The organism is Streptomyces sp. NPDC094034 (assembly GCF_040303865.1).
Taxonomy (GTDB): Bacteria; Actinomycetota; Actinomycetes; order Streptomycetales; family Streptomycetaceae; genus Streptomyces.
The window spans coordinates 1-1,323 of the sequence record NZ_JBEOUD010000121.1; the positions used below are offsets into that span (position 1 = coordinate 1).

At 68.4% G+C, this 1,323-nt stretch carries 1 protein-coding gene and 1 pseudogene; one reads left to right on the plus strand and one right to left on the minus strand.

Annotated elements, in window-relative coordinates; genetic code table 11:
- Positions 1-232 (plus strand): annotated as a pseudogene (locus ABTZ59_RS37090) (SAM-dependent methyltransferase); the annotation flags it as partial.
- Positions 233-436: 204 nt separating this feature from the next.
- Here the strand turns inward: ABTZ59_RS37090 and ABTZ59_RS37095 are convergent.
- Positions 437-1,321, minus strand: a complete 885-nt coding sequence (locus ABTZ59_RS37095; RefSeq protein ID WP_351425963.1) for a transposase family protein — start codon at positions 1,319-1,321, stop codon at positions 437-439.
- Between the last annotated feature and the right edge of the window lie 2 nt (positions 1,322-1,323).

Here is a 1,323-nt window from a genome sequence, read left to right on the forward strand (position 1 = left end):
CAGGCTTCGGCACCTGGAAAATGCATATGGGCACGAACTGTCCCTCGATGTCTACTGGGTCTCTCCCGACCGCATCACCGAGCTGCTGAGTCAGACCGGTCTGACGGTGGACGCCCGACTGATCCGCGAGCCGAACGAGCAGGACAAGCCCCGGCATGGTCAGCAGGCCTACTTCCTGGCCCGAAAGCCGGTGGAGCAGCCGGGACCTAGGGCTGCCGGCACCATCGCGTAAAACACCTCAGTAGCCCCTCGATGGCAGTAGCCCGCCGACGGGCTCCGGAGGTTCACCGACGGTGGCGGGGAGCTGGCTGGTGTTGTCGACGGACAGCCTCCAGGTGCCCGCGGCGGGCTGCTCGTGCTTGTGCGTGGCCTGCTGGCCTTACGAGTTGGTGCGTGATAGCGGGTGAGGCGTGTTCGGCCTGGCCGTAGCCGGTTCTCAGACGTTGGTGGTGCGGTCGGAGACGAGGCCGGCGATGGCGCGGTAGGTGTCGGGCAGGCGGTCGCGGCGGTGGGTCCAGCGGGTGAGTTGCTTCCAGCGCTTGTGGTCGGCAAGGGCGTGTTCGACGGTGATGCGGTCGGATGAGTGACCGCGGCGGTCGCGTTCCCACTGCTCGACTCTGCCGGGGAGTGCTCCCGGCCGCGGTTTTCTGGGCGGTGTGATGGCTTGGCCACGGTGGTCGCGGCTCAGGCCGAGGTAGCCGTCGTCCAGGAGGACTTCGGCGTCTGGGAAGTGCCGGAAGCAGATGTCTATGCCTTCGTTGCGGGCGGCCGTGGCGTCGTGCAGACGCCCAGGTCGCAGGGCATCGGTCCATAACGTGCGGCCTCGCCAGTCGGCAATCACGGTGGCCTTCATCGTGTTCTGCTTCTTCTTGCCCGAGACGAATGCACGGCGTCCGCCGCGGCCGGCCGGGGGCCGGCGGACCTGGATCTCGGTGGCGTCCAGACGCAGCTCGACACTTTCGGCCTGGGCATAGGCAAATACATCCGTCAGCCTCCGAAGCCGCAGGCCGGGACGGTCGGGAACCGCGCACCCCCGCTCCGCCAGGAGTGTGCGCACCTCTCCGATCGCCCGGGTGATGGTGGACCGGTCCACACCGAACAGCAAGCCCAGCACCGAGTGCGGCAGGTCGTGCCGCAGATGGATCAGCGTGGCCACCAGCCGGTCGACGAACACCAGCCGATGGCGGGCACCGGCACCCGCGGCCCGCTTCCTGGCCCCGCCCCGCGTCGCATGGCGACGACCCTCGGCCCTCGCCCGCCAAGGCTCGGCCAACTCATCGACCAAGCAGGCAAGATGAGACCGAGAGAGCCCCGTGAACAGCC